The following is an 18,058-nucleotide window of genomic DNA, read 5'->3' on the forward strand; positions in this document are numbered from 1 at the left end:
TCCCCCTTTTACACTTCTACCATGATGGCATCACCTTGGCCGCCGCCGCTGCAAATAGAAGCAATGCCTAGTCCGCCGCCTCGTCGTCTTAATTCATGAATGAGCGTTACAACAATACGGGCGCCGCTTGCTCCAATCGGATGTCCAAGTGCTACAGCCCCGCCGTTCACATTTACTTTTTCAGCCGGAAGCCCTGCAATTTCCATACTCATCAACGCTACCGCTGAAAAAGCTTCATTGATTTCAAACAGCGCAATATCGTCTACTGTTTTATTTGTTTTTTGCAATAGCTTATTAATAGCAAACCCAGGCGTTTTCGGAAATTCCCTTGGCTCCATCGCAAGAGAAGTATGGTTTACAATCGTAGCCAACGGCTCATAGCCATTTGCTTTTGCCACATCTTCATCCATTAGCATGAGCGCAGCTGCTCCGTCATTCACACTAGGTGCATTTCCTGCTGTAATGGTTCCGCTGTGACCAAATACAGGCCGAAGAGACGAGAGTTTTTCTAACGACGTATCTTTTCTTGGTCCTTCATCTTTTTGAACCGTTATCGTTCCTTTTTTAGACGGAATATCAACTGAAATTCTTTCTGCAGTCCATCTCCCTTTCTCTTCTGACTCTACCGCCAATTGATGACTGCGAAGGGCCCATTCATCCTGCTTTTCTCGGGAAATATTCATTTCAGAAGCGATTTCATTTCCATACGTACCCATTTGAACCCCTGTAAAGCTGCATGTCAAACCGTCATGCACCATCAAATCCGTCACAACGCTATCTCCCATACGGAACCCCCACCTTGCTTTTGGAAGAAGATACGGCGCGTTACTCATCGATTCCATTCCACCTGCAATGATTGTTTTTGCTTCTCCTAATCGAATCAGCTGATCAGCAGTTGTAATGCTGCGCATGCCCGATGCACAAACTTTATTAATGGTTTCTGTCTCTACTTGCCACGGTAAACCTGCATAGTGCATGGCTTGCCTAGAAGGCAGCTGTCCTTGGCCCCCCTGCAGCACGCACCCCATAATAACGGAATCAATTTCTGTACGTCCCTTTGAAGCTGCTTGAATCGCTTTCCCGCCTAGTTCTGCCGCTTTTAGTCCACTTACAATGCCACCTAATTTTCCAAAAGGTGTTCGAACTGCACTCACAATAACTGTTTTCCCCACTATTGTTTCCTCCTTTTTCTTCCTCTTTGTCCTCGCCGATTGAACGCTTGCTCAATTTCCTTTCTGTAAAAAGTAGAGATGAAGACCATCTCTACTTCTCCTTTATGAAACCTGTTCTTGCACGTCGCCATAAATTGACTTTTCAAGCAGTTCTGCTACGTCATACGTATGAACCTTTTCTTCTACTTCTTTTGCTTTTGTTCCATCACTTAGCATCGTTAAGCAGTATGGGCAACCTGAACTGATAATGCTTGGGTTAACGGCCAAGGCTTGTTCCGTGCGTGCTACATTAATGCGCTGGCCGGTCGTTTCTTCCGTCCACATTAACCCTCCTCCTGCTCCACAGCACATACCATTTTCACGGTTGCGATCCATTTCAATCAAACGAACACCTGGAATCGCTTTCAAAATTTCTCTTGGTGGACTGTATACTTCGTTATATCTTCCTAAATAACAGGAATCATGGAAGGTAATTTTTTCATTAACCGCATGTTTTGGTGACAGCTTACCTTCTTTCACCAACATAGCTAATAATTCTGTGTGATGATACACTTCTCCTTCAAAACCGAAATCTGGATATTCATTTTTGAAGATATTGTAAGCATGTGGATCAATCGTAACAATTTTTTTGATTTCATTTTTTTCAAATTCAGCGATGTTTTTAGAAGCTAACTCTTGGAATAAAAATTCATTGCCCAACCTGCGCGGCGTATCACCAGAATTTTTTTCTTTATTTCCTAAAATCGCAAATGAAACACCCGCTTCATTGAGAAGCTTTGCAAACGATAGAGCGATTTTTTGGCTGCGGTTATCATAAGATCCCATCGAACCTACCCAGAACAAATACTCAAACGTTTCACCGGCTTTACTTACTTCTTTAACAGTCGGAATGTGAACATCTTCTCTTACATGTCGCCATTCTTCACGCTCTTTTCGGTTTAATCCCCAAGGGTTTCCCTGACGTTCAATATTCGTCATGGCACGCTGAGCATCCGCGTCCATCTTTCCTTCAGTTAATACTAAAAAACGTCGTAAATCTATGATTTTATCTACATGTTCGTTCATTACGGGACATTGATCTTCACAGTTTCGGCACGTTGTACATGCCCAAATTTCTTCTTCCGTAATGACATCTCCGATTAAAGCGGGATTATATTCCGCTGTTGCTGCAGCCTCTGCTCCGCCTTGGCCGGCCGCCATCATCGCCAGCTGATTTCCTTTTGTTTTGGAGAATGCATACGTAGGAACCCAAGGTGCCTTAGATGTCACAACCGCTCCTTTTTCTGTTAAGTGATCGCGCATCTTTAAAATTAAATCCATTGGAGATAAAATTTTCCCTGTACCCGTTGCCGGACACATATTCGTACATCGACCGCATTCCACACAGGCATATAAATCAATAAGCTGATGCTGCGTGAATTCTTCAATCTTTCCAACCCCAAACGTCTCCTGGGTCTCGTCTTCAAAATCAATCTTTTCAAGCTTACCTGGCTTAGAAACACGGTTAAAAAATACATTAGCCGGTCCAGCCAGTAAATGAGCATGTTTTGATTGAGGAACATATACTAAAAACGTCAATAATACGGCTAAGTGGATCCACCATGAAACATAAAAAATGGAGATAGCGGCAATATCATTGATTCCCTTAAACAAGATCGCAATCGATGACGCAATCGGTTCTGTCCATGACGGTTCATGATTATGCCAGATGATTGACATACCGTTTCCGACAAGCACTGACAGCATAAGTGCTCCAATAAAAATCAGTACTAAACCAGATTTAAACCCTCTTTTTAAACGCACAAGCTTTTCTACGTAGCGACGGTGAAAAGCCCAGACAACTGCTACTAAAATCAAAAACGTCACAATTTCTTGAAAAAATGTAAAACCGGGATATAAAGGTCCAAGCGGCAAATGTTTACCTGGAAGCAAACCTTTTATAATGAAGTCTAACGCGCCGAACTGAACTAAAATAAACCCATAAAAAAACATGACGTGCATAATTCCACTTTTTTTATCTTTTAACAGCTTCTTTTGTCCAAACACGTTCACCCAAATTTTTTGCAGTCTTTCTTTTAACCGCTGATCAAATTCAACTTTTTTCCCTAATTGAATATACTCAATGCGTGTGCGAATTAAATATACAAACAAAGAAACAGCGTAAGCGGTTACAATAATAAAAAAGAGAAAATTCACCCACAGCCACCCTGTCATCTCGTCCCCTCCTTGAATAGTTTGTTACCTTTCTTTCCTCCTGACGACTAAATTTTCTGATAATATATCTGTTTTCATTGTATATAATGAATGAGCATTCAGTCAATATCTTTTCGTTCTTTTGTTCATATTCTATTTAAACAAGGTGACACTAAGAACAACATAAAATGTATTTACATCGGGAAAAGAGGTGACATGATGAGCGGCATGGTTGTAATTTTACTTTTTATTATTTTTATTGCTTGGCTTGCAATTGACCTTGGCGTTGGAAAGAAAGTATTTTCTCAGGCTGAAAATACTTTTCCAAAGCGCCGTGCTTCTCTTTTTTTGTTCGCAGACGGGAATGTCTTGTATAAAGATTTATTTCAAGAAATAGAAAATGCCTCTTCGTTTATCCATTTATCGTTTTACATCGTACAAAATGATGAAATTAGTCAAGATTTTTTAGATTTACTAGTCCAAAAAGCACAGCAAAATATTGAAGTCCGGTTATTGGTAGACCGTGTGGGAAGCTATAAAATCAAGAAAAACAAAATTGCATTCTTAAAGAAACAAGGTGTTCATTTTGCTTACAGTCGAACGCTACGGTGGCCTTATTTGTTTTATACACTCAACGCACGCAATCACCGTAAAATGGCCGTTATTGATGGGAAAGTTGGCTACATTGGCGGCTTTAATATCGGAAGAGAATATTTAGGGCTCGACGCCAAGCTTGGGGTGTGGAAAGATTACCACCTGCGTATGGAAGGTGAAGGTATCCAAGATCTTCAAATGCAGCTGTTAAACGACTGGTATGCTGCTACCGGCATAGACCTGCGTAAAGTGGAAAGATACTTTCCACCAACCTCTGAAGGAGACTATGTTATTCAGCTTTCTTCAACTGAAGGTTTTTCACTTGAAGAAAGCTTTTTATCGATTATCAACCAAGCCAATAGGGAATTGTACATAGGTACTCCTTATTTTATTCCAAGTGAACCTTTGATGAATGCTTTACTGCAAGCTCGTGCACGGGGAGTACAAGTTCATATTTTGATTCCAATGCGTGCAGATCAACCGCTTGTTCATCATGCTGCATTTGCCTATCTTCCTACATTACTTCAAGCAGGCTGTATGATTTATCAATATTATTACGGTTTTTACCACGCAAAAGTATTAATTGCAGACAATGTTATCTGCGATGTAGGAACGGCTAATTTTGATAAAAGAAGCTTGTTCTTAAACGCTGAAATCAACTGTTTAATCTACGATGCCACATACATTGAAGAGGTAAAGAACAGCTTTAAAGCTTGTATGGGGGAATGCCCAATTTTGTCTTTGGAAGACGTCAAAAACCGAAAATGGAGTGAAAAACTAAAGCAAGGATTTGCAACCTTTATTTCTCCGTTACTTTAATGAACGAAAAGAGGAAAACTTATAATGAAAATTAGATTTGGCTATGTATCACATGCCCTGTCGCTTTGGGACTGCTCACCTGCGAAAACTTTCACGTTTACTAGATGGGAAAAAATGAAAAAAGATGAGAGGCTGGATAAGCTTCATTACGTCACAAAACAAAATTTGAATCATACTAAGCGCGCTTTACATTTTAATATTGCCCATGAAATTATGCTGTATCGATTATCATCTTCTCTTGTCCCTTTAGCTACTCATCCTGAAGTAGATTGGAATTACATTGATGCGTTCCAAGACGATTGGTCAGAGATAGGAGACTTGATTCGGAATCATCAGCTGCGCGTGAGTTTTCATCCCAATCAGTTTACATTATTTACAAGCGACAAAAAACATATTACAGAAAATGCGGTAAAAGATATGGATTATCACTATAGAATGCTTGAAGCGATGGGAGTAGCCGATCAAGCTCTTATTAATATTCATGTAGGAGGAGCCTATGGCAATAAAGAAAAGGCGATCGGTCGATTTCATGAAAACATTCAAACGCTGCCACCTGTCATTAAAAAGCGCATGACTCTTGAAAATGATGATAAAACATACACAACTGAAGAAACATTAGCTGTATGCGAAAAAGAGAAAGTCCCTCTCCTCTTTGATTATCACCACCACAAAGCAAATGAAGGAGAAGAACCTCTTGCATTATTGCTCCCTCGTATCTTTGACACGTGGAAACATATCGGGTTAAAACCAAAAGTACATATCTCTTCTCCTAAATCTGAAAAAGAATTTAGAAGTCACTCTGATTATGTCTCAACTGATTTTATCGCACCTTTTTTGCAAATGGCTAAAGATATTGGACAAGATTTTGACGTAATGATTGAAGCAAAGTTAAAAGATAAAGCGCTGCTAAAATTAGTGGAAGATTTAGCATCAATGAGAGGAGTAAAGCGTACAGGAGGTGCCACACTTGTTTTTTAAATAAAAAAGAGCCAAGAGGCTCTTTTTTTGTTACATTTTTTCAGGTGCTGAAACACCAATTAGTTTTAAGGAGTTTTGAAGCGTTACTTGAACAGCTTTCACTAGTTCAATACGTGCTTTACTTGTTTCTACATTATCGCTGTCTAATACTTTTTCTGCATTATAGAAGCTATGGAACGTAGAAGCAAGATCAAATACATAGTTTGTAATGCGGTGCGGAATACGTTTTGTTGCTGCTTCCGCTACGGCCTGAGGGAACTCTCCGATTTTCTTCAGCAGTTCCATTTCTTTTTCTGCACTAATTAATGAAAGGTCAGCGCCAGATGTTGATTGAATCCCCATCTCTTCACCTTGACGAAGAATACTGCAAATACGGGCATGAGCATACTGCGCGTAGTATACAGGGTTTTCATTAGATTGAGAAACAGCTAAATCTAAATCAAAGTCTAAATGTGTATCTGCACTTCTCATCGCAAAGAAGTAGCGAGTTGCATCAAGGCCTACCTCTTCTACTAGATCACGCATTGTTACTGCTTTACCTGTACGTTTGCTCATCTTCATTTTTTCGCCATTTTGATACAGTTGAACCATTTGAATGATTTCTACTTCAAGCGTATCTTTTTCATAACCAAGCGCTTGAATCGCCGCTTTCATACGAGGAATATATCCATGGTGGTCGGCTCCCCAAATGTTAATTAGCTTATCAAATCCGCGTTGAATTTTGTCTTGGTGATACGCAATATCTGGTGTTAAGTACGTAAATGAACCGTCATTTTTAATTAACACACGGTCTTTATCATCACCAAATGTCGTAGAACGGAACCACGTAGCACCTTCTTCTTCATATACATGGCCTTGTTTTTTCAGCGTTTCAAGTGCAACTGATATTTTATCATTTTTATAAAGAGACGTTTCAGAATACCATACGTCAAATTTCACACGGAACTGTTCAAGATCACGCTTTAATTTAGCTAACTCATAATCTAACCCGTATTGACGGAAGAATTCAAATCGCTCTTCTTCAGAGGCATTTACATATTTGTCTCCGTGCTCTTTTGCTAGCTCTTTTCCGATGTTTATAATGTCAGCACCATGATAGCCGTCTGCAGGCATTTCTTTCTCTAAACCAAGAGCCTGCATGTAGCGTGCTTCTACTGAATAAGCCAGGTTATTAATTTGGTTACCAGCATCATTAATATAGTATTCACGTGACACATCATAGCCTGCTTTTTCAAGAACATTACATAATGAGTCTCCAACTGCAGCACCGCGGGCATGTCCTAAATGTAAATCCCCTGTCGGATTAGCTGAAACAAACTCAACTTGTACTTTTTGTCCGTTCCCTACGTTTGTTTGACCGTAAGCTTCACCAGCTTTTACAATCGTTGGGATAAGCTCTGTTAAATAAGAGTTATTCATATAAAAGTTGATGAATCCAGGGCCTGCAATGTCAATTTTCTCGATAGATGCTTTTGATTTATCGAAGTTTGCTACAAGCTCTTCAGCGATAACACGCGGTGCTTTTTTGGCAATACGAGCTAGCTGCATAGCCATATTGGTAGAATAATCACCATGTGTTTTATCTTTTGGGGTTTCTAATAGAACTTCTGGAAGTTCTGCTTTTTCAGCAAGTCCTGCTTTGACCACAGCATCTTGAATTTCAGCTTTTAATTTTTGCTGCACTTGTTCGACGATGTTCATTTTTTCTCCTCCTTGAATGTAATGGTTAACGCATATTTCCCGGTAGGCTGACCCTGTACTTCTAGATCATACGTTAAAAATAATCGACCCTTTTGAGTCATTTGTTTATATTCAATGTTATGAGCGAATGTCAGTAAATCCATACGTCCATAAGGGCTTATATAAGTTCCTTCGATCTGTACCTTTTTACGAAACGATTGCTTCATTTGAACAGCACCGGTTCGATTAATTGATACTTCATCTTCGCTAATTTTCACCATTGTTCTAATATCTCCGATTTCCTCTTGGCACTCTGTGTATGTAAGATAAATTTTCGATCCTTTTTCATAATACATACCTTTTGCATTTACCGATGTTGTCTCTTTTCGGTGACCATCGCGGATATCCGTCACAATTTTAACTTCAATGGGTTTCTTGACTTCTGAAGCGTTACTCACAAAAGACACTTCCTTATTAAAATGAATACGTTATAACTTAAATAGTATAAACATTCTAAAGAAAGAATTCAATAATACTTCAAAGGAAATATGATAGATACGCCGAGAATTCACCTTTTTACAGTACGTGAAGCATTCACATATTCCAAATAAAAAAGGCAGCCACAGCGGCCGCCTTTTACTTTATTTATTTCTTTTGTACCCAGCCTAAGATCATTTCGCGAATAAGCTTGCTTGCTGTATTAGCTGTTTGTTCAGACGGATCATAAATTGGAGCTACTTCTACTAAATCTCCTCCGACAATGCGAAGATCTGATTTAGCAATTGCGTGAATAGAAGCTAAAAGCTCTTTTGATGTGATACCGCCCGCATCTACTGTTCCTGTACCAGGAGCGTGCGCTGGATCTAATACATCGATATCAATTGTTACATAAACAGGACGACCTGCAAGTGTTGGTAGAATCTCTTTTAACGGCTCTAGAACTTCAAATTTTGAAATATGCATGCCGTTTTCTTTTGCCCATTGAAATTCTTCTTTCATTCCTGAGCGAATACCAAATGAATAAACATTCTCCGGTCCGATTAGTTCTGCAACTTTACGAATCGGAGTGGAATGAGAAAGTGGTTCTCCTTCATACTCTTCACGAAGGTCTGTATGAGCATCCATATGGATAATGGCCAAATCCGGGTATTTTTTATACATAGCTTTCATAACAGGCCAAGAAACCAAATGCTCTCCGCCCATGCCTAATGGGAACTTGTCTGCTGCTAAAAGCTGGTCGATATACTCTTCAATCATATTTAAGCTGCGCTGAGGATTCCCAAATGGAAGTGGAATATCTCCTGCATCAAAATATTTTACTTCCTCTAGCTCTCGATCTAAATACGGGCTGTATTCTTCTAATCCAATTGATACTTCACGAATACGAGTTGGGCCAAATCGTGAACCTGGACGATAGCTAACTGTCCAGTCCATTGGCATTCCGTAAAGAACCGCTTCACTTTCTTCAAAAACAGGGTGACTGCCGATAAATACATTACCTGAATAAGCTTCATCAAAACGCATATTTTGTTCCTCCTTCATTATTCATAGAAAAGATGCCAGCCTTAAACCTCTGGCATCTCACTTGTATGTGGTAACTTATTTAATAAGATCTTGCACAAATTTAGGTAAAGCAAATGCGGCTTTGTGCAATTCTTTTGTGTAATACTTTGTATCAATATCGAAGAAACGATCTTCGCTTACTTCTAATGGATCATGTTTCTTTGAACCCATTGTAAATGTCCATAAACCGCTTGGATATGTTGGAATATTTGCTACGTATAGACGTGTAATCGGGAAGATTTCTCTTACATCACGCTGAACATTTGAGATAAGCTCTGGCGTGAACCAAGGATTGTCCGATTGAGCAACAAAGATACCATCTTCTTTAAGTGCTTTTGAGATACCTGCATAGAATCCTTTTGTAAATAAATTCACAGCTGGACCTACTGGCTCTGTTGAGTCCACTAAAATGACATCGTATTCGTTCTCGCTTTTAGCGATGTGCATAAATCCGTCATCTACTTGTACATCAACACGAGGATCTTCTAGTTTGCCCGCAATTGAAGGTAAGAATTTTTTCGAGTACTCAATAACTTTTCCATCGATATCAACTAACGTCGCTTTTTTTACGCTTGGGTGTTTTAAGATTTCACGGATTACGCCTCCGTCTCCTCCACCTACAACTAGTACGTTTTCTGGATTTGGATGCGTAAATAACGGTACATGCGCAACCATTTCATGATAAACGAACTCATCTTTTTCCGTTGTCATAACCATACCGTCAAGTAGGAGCATGTTACCAAACTCTTCTGTTTCAACCATGTCTAATTTTTGAAACTCCGTTTGCTCTGTATGTAAAGTGCGATTAATTTTAGCTGTAATACCAAAGTTCTTTGTTTGCTTTTCTGTGAACCATAATTCCATTTCAAACTCTTCCCTTCTATTTTGAGAATTAACCTATGCATAGATTACCCTAACATAATTTATACAAACATGAAAAAAGTATAGATGAATTCAGCAAAAAAGCAAGTAAAATTTTTAGCAATGGAGGTTTAAAACCACCTTTTCTATTTCATACTGATGATAGATACAAGCTTTAGAATCTACTTGCATCGCTCTTTTAATAGAATTTTGTTGTGTTGAAAACAACATGTACGGTGCATAGTGACACATATTGGTGGTGAATAGAAATGGAAACGGTATTAACCGAACATTTAAAAAAGGCAAGACGCATCTTCCGAATTCTTCTCGTCCTTGGTATATTAGCGGGGGCTTTATTATTGTTTGCCTACATAAGCATCTTTCTCTACGCCAAAATCGCTGGCCCCCCTCCGCTAAACGTTTCTCAAACAGCTGTTTTCTACTCAGCAAACGGTAAAGTTCTTGATGAAGTTCACAATGGACAAAAGCGCTACTGGGTTTCACTTAATCAAATTTCACCTTACGTAAAAGATGCGACTTTAGCCGTTGAAGATAAGCGCTTCTATGAGCATCACGGCTTTGATATGCATCGAATCGCCGGAGCAGTTGTAGCTGATATAAAAGCTATGGGGAAAGTACAGGGTGCGAGTACCATTACTCAGCAGTATGCACGAAACTTGTTTTTAGAGCACGACAAAACGTGGACTCGAAAGCTTCAAGAAGCTCTGTATACGATTCGTTTAGAAATGAATTATAGTAAAGACCAAATTCTAGAAGGCTACATGAATACGATTTACTACGGCCATGGAGCTTATGGAATTGAAGCAGCAGCTAGGCTGTATTTTGATAAGCATGCCAAAAATTTGACGTTAAGTGAAGCGAGTATGTTAGCAGGTATTCCAAAAGGCCCTAGCTACTACTCTCCTCTTATTCATCAAGAAAATGCAAAAAAACGACAAAATATCATTTTATCTCTTATGAAAGAGGATGGAATTATCACAGCCAAGCAAGCAACAAAAGCGCTTGTAACACCTCTAGCATTCGCAAAGCCTGCCGAAAAAGATCCTAATAAAGAAGATGCCTCTTACTTTATGGATGCAGCGCTAACAGAATTAAAGCAAGATTTAGGCATTGATGAAACCATGATTTACACAAATGGACTTCGCGTTTATACAACGCTGGATGAAAAGATGCAGCGAACAGCTAAAGAAAAAATGAAGGATGTTATCAGCAGCTCTTCAGACGTACAAAGTGCATTTGTTGCGATGAATCCTAAAAATGGACAAGTGAAAGCTCTTATTGGTGGAAGAGATTATGAAAAGAGCCCGTTTAATCGCGCGACTCAAGCAATAAGACAGCCTGGTTCAACGATGAAGCCATTTTTATACTATGCGGCGTTAAAAGATGGTTTTACTGAATCTACTCCAATGAAAAGTGAAGAAACGACGTTCAAATTGGAAGATGGCGTTTCGACATACACGCCTAGCAACTATCACAATTATTATGCGAATGCTCCTATTACAATGGCCCAAGCCATCGCACTTTCAGATAATATTTATGCCGTAAAAACGCATTTGTTCATTGGGGAAAACCGCTTAATTGAAACTGCTAAAACACTTGGAATATCATCACCTTTAAAGAAAGTTCCATCTTTAGCTCTTGGAACTTCGCCTGTGAAAGTTATTGATATGGTTAATGCGTACGGCATCTTTGCTAATGGCGGAAAAGAAATTCGTCCAACATTTATTAAACGAATTGAAACCCATGACGGAGAAGTTGTTTATCAAGCTCCTTCCGAACAGAAACAAGTCATTGATAAGCGCTATGCTTTTCTTACTACCCATTTAATGACAGGCATGTTTAATCAAAAGCTAAATGGCTATACAACCGTCACAGGAAAGCCTATTTCTAAATATGTATCTCGTCCTTACGCGGGAAAATCCGGCACAACCTCTACGGACAGCTGGATGATTGGCTACTCTCCGCAGCTCGTTTCAGGCGTTTGGGTTGGATATGATCAAGGAAGAACAATGGATGATGTAGCTGAAAAAGGATACGCCAAAAAAATGTGGGCATTATTTATGGAAGAGGCTTTAAAAGGGAAGAAAAAAGAAAAGTTTAAAGCACCAAACGGATTAATGAGCGTAAACATTAATCCTCAAAATGGAAAGTTAGCATCCAAATCATGCCCTGTTCAATATAAAGCTTATTATTTAACTGGAACACAGCCAAAAACATATTGTACTGATCACATCGATCATGCAGCAAAAACGAAGAAAAAAGAGCGTGAAAAAGAAGATAAAAAGTTTCACTGGTTACCCAAATGGTTTGATTAAAAAAAAGCTTAAGGCCAAGGCCTTAAGCTTTTTTTAGCATTACGATGTTTGAAGCGCTTCTTTTAAGTCATCATTAGATAACGTCCAAACTTCTTCATTATGAGACTTCAAAAACTCACGAAGCAAATCCTTAGACTTGTTATCCATTTCTTCTACCATAATGCGTCGTTTTAAGGATTTATCCATTTTGTTCACGTGTTCAGGAAGTGACTTATAGCCGCGGCGAATTTCACGATCAACGGTCATTTCACATGCTGTCATACCTGCGTAGTAAGGTCCTTCTTGCTTGCGATCAATCGTTACCCACACAAGCCAATATAACTTGCCGTTTGGCACCTCGTCTTTATTCGGTAAGAACTTAATTCCTTTTTCCACTACACTTCTTGCATGCATCGCACCGATATCTACAAATACTTCTTCGTCGCTCGGACAAACAAAAACGGGTGAAATGTTTTCTAAACTTAACGCTCCAACCCCGTAACCGCCGTGGCCGTCGGTTGAATCGTCTTTTATGATATTAAATCCTATACTTTTCTTTTTTGGCTGAGTCATAGTAAGCCTCCTCTATTCATTAAATCAGTGGTGCTAATATCTGCTGAAAGATATTCATAACAAACGTTGCTGCTCCGTTTAGAAGCGGCCAGATCACAATGCGATCCAGAGGTGTAATCACAAGAATTAAAAATACAAAAATGCCCCAAGACTCATACTGCGTCATCTTGGCTCGCGTGGACGGCGGAACGAGGTCTTCAATCACGCGGTAGCCGTCTAAAGGCGGAAAAGGCAACAAGTTAAATACACCTAGCGTTAGGTTTATTTGAATAAATAATGTAACAAAACGATAAAGCGCATCGTTATCCACTGCGGCGTTATTCATCAAATAATAAATAAGCAAACCGATAAATGCCAACACCAAGTTACTAAACGGTCCCGCTATCGATACTAGAATACCAGCTAAACGAGGCTTTTTAAAGAAATAGCGATTAACAGGAACCGGCTTCGCCCACCCAAAACCTGCGATGATTAACAAAAGTGTTCCAAATGGATCTAAATGAGCCAGCGGAGAAAGCGTTAGCCTTCCTTGCTTTTTAGCCGTGTGGTCTCCAAATAAATAAGCTACATACGCATGTGCAAACTCATGCAGCGTGAATGCAACAATAAGAGTCATTACCACGTAAGGAAGGTCTTGCAATGCAAAAGCTAAAAAATGTTCCACTCTTTATCTCCTTTATTTTAAAATAATTTCTACCTATCACATCTACTAGATGAATCTTTTTTTGCGTTAAGAAGGATACAATTTTTTTCAAATATGCCCTAAAAGTTCTCAAAGACCAGCGATGGGCCTCCTTTGGGCACACCTGTTTTTTATATCGATGTTATTATAAAAGTATACTACAGATTATGTCCTTCATCACTATCTCATACTGTCATTTTATTCAGAAAACGGGTACACTAATCATATAATGATCAAAAAGGAGTGTACACATTATGCCAGTTGTAACTGTTAAAATGCTTGAGGGCCGTACAGATGATCAAAAAAGAGCTCTTGTTGAAAAAGTAACGGATGCTGTGGTGGAAACAACAGGTGCAGCACCTGAAAAAGTATCTATTATCATCGAAGAAATGTCTAAAAACCATTACGCTGTAGCGGGCAAGCGCATAAGCGATCAATAACGCCTACATAAAAAAAATGCCATAGGAGTGAACCTATGGCATTTTTTTAATGGACAGACAGCGTTGCCTGAAGTTTTTCAATATATTTGTATGCTTCTGAAATGTCTTCTTCTGTATAGTTTTGCTTACGCTTTAACGTAAACACTTTTTCTTTTACTTCTTCTTTCGGTAAATTATCAAAATATAAAATCGTAGAGACAAGCTCCAAAAATTTAGAGCTTTGTTCGTTCATATCCTTCATACATTCCTGCAAGTAAGGAAGTTCTAAGTCATAGTGGCTTAAAAATCCTTCCCCCGCTTCTGTTAATACGTAGCGATACTGCATATACCCGCCTTTTTTCTCTTTAATTTCACTTAAAAAGCCTAAGTTACATAGCTCTTCAATTCGAAGCGTTAATTCTTCAGAATAAGGTCCAAAAAAGTGAAAATTATACTTTTCATAAAAAGGAAACTTCAGCTTTTTTCCGATAAATATCATCTTTTGTAACTTTTTTCTGCCAACAACTTCTCCCGCCGCGGAAAATACTTTCACAATCTTTGCGTGATCGTTTAACACAGCCCCTTCAACTCCTATACTATTTAACTCTGATCTCCTTTTAGTAAGTTTATAATCTGATCTTTAACTTTTCGCTTAGACGACAATTGATCAATGAGATCTTGTGGAAAATATAATTTATGATCGGTTCTCTTTTTCCCTGAAATTGCTTCAACAATCTCCGACTGACGTGATAATTCACGCACTTCATTATTTGGCATCAACAGATGAATCGGCAAACGTTCTTCCTCTTCACCCGGTCGATAAAAATCGTATGGTAAGTCGCTTGAAGAATCGACGACTAAATAATAATCTGGGTTAATACCCGCTTTTTTAAATAATGTTGTAAGCTCCATCCACATCTTCATTTGTGAATTCGGATTAAACTCAATGTATTTAAAAAGCTGACGATTCATAAATCTTCGGCATAGATCAGATAAAATTTCATCCTCTTCTTCTTCCCACGCTTGAAAATAAAATAAAATAACAGATTCATCTAATTTCAAATACTCTTTTAGCGATATTTCTTCTTCAAAAATCGAATAAAAATGAGTTGGCTCCTGCTTGAACTCATAGTAATGATGATGGAGCTCTTTTGCACGATGTAAAATTTTTGTCAAAATCACTTCAGCACTTCTCGTAACAGGATGAAAATACACTTGCCAGTACATTTGATAGCGGCTCATAATATAATCTTCAACCGCATGCATACCGCTGTGTTTAATCACGGCTTGGTCTTCCCTAGGACGCATCACGCGCAAAATTCGTTCCATATCAAAGTGACCGTAGCTTACTCCTGTGTAATACGCATCACGCTGCAAATAATCCATGCGATCTGCATCAATTTGACTGGAAATCAAACTAACGACAAGCTTATTTTCATATGTTTTCGCAATTACTTCAGCCACTTTTTTAGGAAAATCCTTTCCTACTTTCGTTAACACTCGATTTACCTCTGTGTCACCTACGATAATAGCTTGTGTAAATTCTTCATGGTCTAAGTGGAAAACCTTCTCAAACGAATGGGAAAACGGACCGTGACCTAAATCGTGCAGTAAAGCAGCACAAAGACAAAGAAGACGCTCATCTTCATTCCATTCAGGGCGTCCTTGAAAACCGTCATCAATAATACGGCGCACAATTTCATAAACACCTAAGGAATGACTAAAACGGCTGTGCTCAGCCCCATGAAACGTTAAGTATGTCGTTCCTAGCTGTCTAATGCGACGCAGCCTTTGAAATTCGGCTGTCCCAATTAGCTCCCAAATAACACGATCTCTTACATGGATATAGCGGTGAACAGGATCTTTAAATACTTTTTCTTCACTGAGTTTTTCATTAGGATATGTCATTTACATACCTCTCTATCTTCACTTTGTTGTTGCTATAATTTTTCGACACTCACTTCCTATTTTCCTATTCAGAATAAAAAATCACCTTGTCAAGCAACCAAGGTGATTTACCTAACAAACAAGGCGATTCTGTTTGTAAGAAGCTCGTTCGACAAATAAGTAGCAGAAAAGCAGCTATTTATTGTTTCACTATCTATTTTTTTACTTTTTTCTCAATCTTCTCGATTAATTCATCCTCTGTTGGCGCTGCTACAGGACGGTTGTTTACAAATGCAAATGACTTTTTACGTCCGGGCCCACAGTAAGACTGGCAGCCGATTTGTACTTCAGCTTGTTCATCTATTTTTTTAAGTCGAGGTAACAACGTTTTGACGTTTGTTGCCTGACAATCATCACAAATTCTAAATTCATTTGCCATGTTGACACAATCCTTTCAAAATTGGTTCATCATTTTGTCTAAGGGGTATTTTACCCCTATTTGAAGTCCGATGCAAGTTAAAGAAGGAAGCAAAATCTATCATACTCCTAGAAGAAATGGTATAAAGTATGGATTTTTTGTACATGATGATACTACAAAACATGATTACTATGAGTCATGGAAAATAGAGGAGTGAAAAAAGTGAAAGATAGACAAGATGCTTGGACAGAAGAAAACGACTTATTATTAGCTGAAACAGTACTGCGCCATGTCCGCGAAGGAAGTACGCAGCTGAATGCGTTTGAAGAAGTGGGAGATGAATTAAATCGCACTTCAGCAGCATGTGGATTCAGATGGAATGCTGTGGTACGCCATCAGTATGAAAAAGCACTTCAGCTAGCCAAAAAACAGCGAAAACAGCGCATGCGTGCACTTGGACAAGAGCAAGGCAAAAAGAAATTATTATATACGCCACCAGCATCTGTAGAGCATGTGGAAAAAATGATGTCTGCACCTACAGCAACATATAGCTTATCTGAAACACAAGTAGAAAAAAGCAGCAGTGAGGAGCTTTCAATGGCTGACGTTATTCGCTTTTTGCAAACAATGCCAAATCAAGCGAGCAATTTACAGGCATTACAAAGCGAAAACAAACGCTTGATGCAAGAAAATACAGAATTAGCTAAGAAAAACACAGAGTTGGAAAAACAAATCAAACATCTCGAGGCAAATGCTACTACTATTCAAGAAGACTATGAAACATTAATGCAAATCATGAACCGTGCGCGAAAGTTAGCTCTATTCGATGAAGAAGAACGTTCTTCTACTACATTTAAAATGGATCGTAACGGAAATCTTGAGAAAATGGCTGAATAAGCTACATGAACGAAGAAAGAGGGATGTCAAACTTGGCTCTTCTTTCTTCTTTTTCTATTTTACAGCCAATGACACGACGCCTTTATGCTATAATATGTTCGTTTACTGTTTATAAAGGGGTTTTAGATATGCAGCAGAATAGTTTAAAGCTTTTAGCACAGCCCGCTTGGCGTATTATTGATCAATCCAGTCTAGGTCCTCATTTTGATGCCCGTCATTCTTTTGCCATCGATGACACGCTTTGTACAACCGTTGGAAGAGGTGAATCTCCAGCTGTCATGCGCTCTTGGGTGCATCACGATACGATTGTATTAGGCATCCAAGATACAAAGCTACCTCATTTAGCTGAAGGTGCAGCTTATTTACATGAACAAGGATATAAAACAATCGTCCGCAATTCAGGCGGCCTCGCTGTCGTACTTGATCAGGATGTTCTAAACATTTCTTTAATTTTTCCTGATGCAGAAAAAGGAATTGATATTGATCGTGGATATGAAGCCATGTTTGATTTGATTAAGGTCATGTTTGCATCTTACGGGACAGCAATTGAAGCGAAGGAAATCGTAGGCTCTTATTGTCCCGGCAGCTTTGATTTAAGCATTCGCAATCAAAAGTTTGCGGGCATTTCACAGCGACGCGTTCGCGGCGGAGTAGCTGTACAAATTTACTTATGCGTTAAAGGAAGCGGTTCTAAACGTGCTTCTCTTATTCAAGAGTTTTACAAAAAAGGTCTCCAAAACACGGAAACTAAATTTTCATACCCAGATATCGAGCCTCACACAATGGCTTCTCTATCTGAACTATTACAGATTGAGTTAACCGTATCTGATGTCATGCTGCTTTTATTGCAAACACTGAATAGCATGAGCTCTTCTCTTATAAATATGCCTTTAAATGCTACCGAACAAGAGCTGTTTGAGACGCAGCTGCAGCGCATGTATGACCGCAACGAAAAAGCATTAGGTTCATTAGCCGAATAAAAAAAACTCCGCCCAAGGACGGAGTTT

17 protein-coding genes are annotated in these 18,058 nt (G+C 39.0%); 6 read left to right on the top strand and 11 right to left on the bottom strand.

The window, feature by feature from the left end; translation table 11 throughout:
* Positions 1 to 8: 8 nt before the first annotated feature.
* Together ACFX4G_RS16010 and ACFX4G_RS16015 are read right to left on the bottom strand one after the other, a co-directional pair.
* A complete protein-coding gene (locus ACFX4G_RS16010; RefSeq protein WP_097824923.1) occupies positions 9 to 1,172 on the bottom strand; it encodes an acetyl-CoA C-acetyltransferase in 1,164 nt (387 codons plus the stop codon).
* 102 nt (positions 1,173 to 1,274) lie between these two features.
* The gene (locus ACFX4G_RS16015) at positions 1,275 to 3,386 is read right to left on the bottom strand and encodes a (Fe-S)-binding protein (RefSeq protein WP_377575655.1); all 2,112 of its coding nucleotides are present in this window, start codon (positions 3,384 to 3,386) and stop codon (positions 1,275 to 1,277) included.
* Between the two features lie 198 nt (positions 3,387 to 3,584).
* Between ACFX4G_RS16015 and cls the strand changes: the two genes are divergently transcribed.
* Together cls and uvsE are read left to right on the top strand one after the other, a co-directional pair.
* Positions 3,585 to 4,778 (top strand): cardiolipin synthase, encoded by a 1,194-nt coding sequence (gene cls, locus ACFX4G_RS16020; RefSeq protein ID WP_097824925.1) that lies wholly within the window; start codon positions 3,585 to 3,587, stop codon positions 4,776 to 4,778.
* A 24-nt stretch (positions 4,779 to 4,802) separates the two neighbouring features.
* Entirely contained in the window at positions 4,803 to 5,756 is a 954-nt protein-coding gene (uvsE, locus tag ACFX4G_RS16025; protein ID WP_097824926.1) for a UV DNA damage repair endonuclease UvsE, read from the top strand.
* Positions 5,757 to 5,786: 30 nt separating this feature from the next.
* Here uvsE and argS read toward each other — a convergent pair whose 3' ends face one another.
* From argS to speE, 4 genes are all read right to left on the bottom strand, one after another.
* Complete coding sequence (gene argS, locus ACFX4G_RS16030) at positions 5,787 to 7,457, bottom strand: arginine--tRNA ligase (RefSeq protein ID WP_014457737.1); 1,671 nt, start codon at positions 7,455 to 7,457, stop codon at positions 5,787 to 5,789.
* Positions 7,454 to 7,894: a YwiB family protein gene (locus ACFX4G_RS16035; protein WP_230184042.1), complete on the bottom strand. Its 441-nt coding sequence runs from the start codon at positions 7,892 to 7,894 to the stop codon at positions 7,454 to 7,456. Before ACFX4G_RS16035 ends, argS begins: the two co-directional genes overlap by 4 nt.
* A gap of 187 nt (positions 7,895 to 8,081) precedes the next feature.
* The gene (gene speB, locus ACFX4G_RS16040) at positions 8,082 to 8,960 is read right to left on the bottom strand and encodes an agmatinase (protein WP_013059842.1); all 879 of its coding nucleotides are present in this window, start codon (positions 8,958 to 8,960) and stop codon (positions 8,082 to 8,084) included.
* Between the two features lie 75 nt (positions 8,961 to 9,035).
* Complete coding sequence (gene speE / locus ACFX4G_RS16045) at positions 9,036 to 9,863, bottom strand: spermidine synthase (protein ID WP_013059843.1); 828 nt, start codon at positions 9,861 to 9,863, stop codon at positions 9,036 to 9,038.
* Positions 9,864 to 10,129: 266 nt separating this feature from the next.
* On the opposite strand from speE, the gene ACFX4G_RS16050 reads away from it, so the two are divergent.
* A complete protein-coding gene (locus ACFX4G_RS16050; RefSeq protein ID WP_377575660.1) occupies positions 10,130 to 12,196 on the top strand; it encodes a transglycosylase domain-containing protein in 2,067 nt (688 codons plus the stop codon).
* A gap of 39 nt (positions 12,197 to 12,235) precedes the next feature.
* Here the strand turns inward: ACFX4G_RS16050 and ACFX4G_RS16055 are convergent, their stop codons facing one another.
* Positions 12,236 to 12,748 carry a YwhD family protein gene (locus ACFX4G_RS16055; RefSeq protein ID WP_025752469.1) on the bottom strand — a complete coding sequence of 171 codons (513 nt, stop codon included), beginning with the start codon at positions 12,746 to 12,748 and terminating at the stop codon, positions 12,236 to 12,238.
* A gap of 19 nt (positions 12,749 to 12,767) precedes the next feature.
* A complete protein-coding gene (locus ACFX4G_RS16060; protein ID WP_043977515.1) occupies positions 12,768 to 13,412 on the bottom strand; it encodes a site-2 protease family protein in 645 nt (214 codons plus the stop codon).
* Positions 13,413 to 13,684: 272 nt separating this feature from the next.
* Here ACFX4G_RS16060 and ACFX4G_RS16065 point away from each other — a divergent pair, with 272 nt between their 5' ends.
* Positions 13,685 to 13,870: a 2-hydroxymuconate tautomerase gene (locus ACFX4G_RS16065; protein ID WP_097824928.1), complete on the top strand. Its 186-nt coding sequence runs from the start codon at positions 13,685 to 13,687 to the stop codon at positions 13,868 to 13,870.
* A 46-nt stretch (positions 13,871 to 13,916) separates the two neighbouring features.
* Here the strand turns inward: ACFX4G_RS16065 and ACFX4G_RS16070 are convergent, their stop codons facing one another.
* The 3 genes from ACFX4G_RS16070 to ACFX4G_RS16080 all read right to left on the bottom strand — a co-directional run bounded on the left by ACFX4G_RS16070 (position 13,917) and on the right by ACFX4G_RS16080 (position 16,175).
* Entirely contained in the window at positions 13,917 to 14,426 is a 510-nt protein-coding gene (locus tag ACFX4G_RS16070) for a YwgA family protein (RefSeq protein ID WP_097824929.1), read from the bottom strand.
* A 23-nt stretch (positions 14,427 to 14,449) separates the two neighbouring features.
* On the bottom strand, positions 14,450 to 15,757 hold the full coding sequence (locus tag ACFX4G_RS16075) for an HD domain-containing protein (protein ID WP_043977517.1): 1,308 nt from the start codon (positions 15,755 to 15,757) through the stop codon (positions 14,450 to 14,452).
* 193 nt (positions 15,758 to 15,950) lie between these two features.
* Positions 15,951 to 16,175: a YuzB family protein gene (locus tag ACFX4G_RS16080; protein ID WP_013059850.1), complete on the bottom strand. Its 225-nt coding sequence runs from the start codon at positions 16,173 to 16,175 to the stop codon at positions 15,951 to 15,953.
* 201 nt (positions 16,176 to 16,376) lie between these two features.
* Here ACFX4G_RS16080 and ACFX4G_RS16085 point away from each other — a divergent pair, with 201 nt between their 5' ends.
* On the top strand, positions 16,377 to 17,051 hold the full coding sequence (locus tag ACFX4G_RS16085) for an RsfA family transcriptional regulator (protein ID WP_043977519.1): 675 nt from the start codon (positions 16,377 to 16,379) through the stop codon (positions 17,049 to 17,051).
* Between the two features lie 128 nt (positions 17,052 to 17,179).
* The gene (gene lipL, locus ACFX4G_RS16090; RefSeq protein WP_043977522.1) at positions 17,180 to 18,031 is read left to right on the top strand and encodes an octanoyl-[GcvH]:protein N-octanoyltransferase; all 852 of its coding nucleotides are present in this window, start codon (positions 17,180 to 17,182) and stop codon (positions 18,029 to 18,031) included.
* The last annotated feature ends 27 nt before the right edge of the window (positions 18,032 to 18,058 follow it).

The organism is Priestia sp. YIM B13486 (genome assembly GCF_042787865.1).
Lineage (GTDB): Bacteria > Bacillota > Bacilli > Bacillales > Bacillaceae_H > Priestia > Priestia megaterium.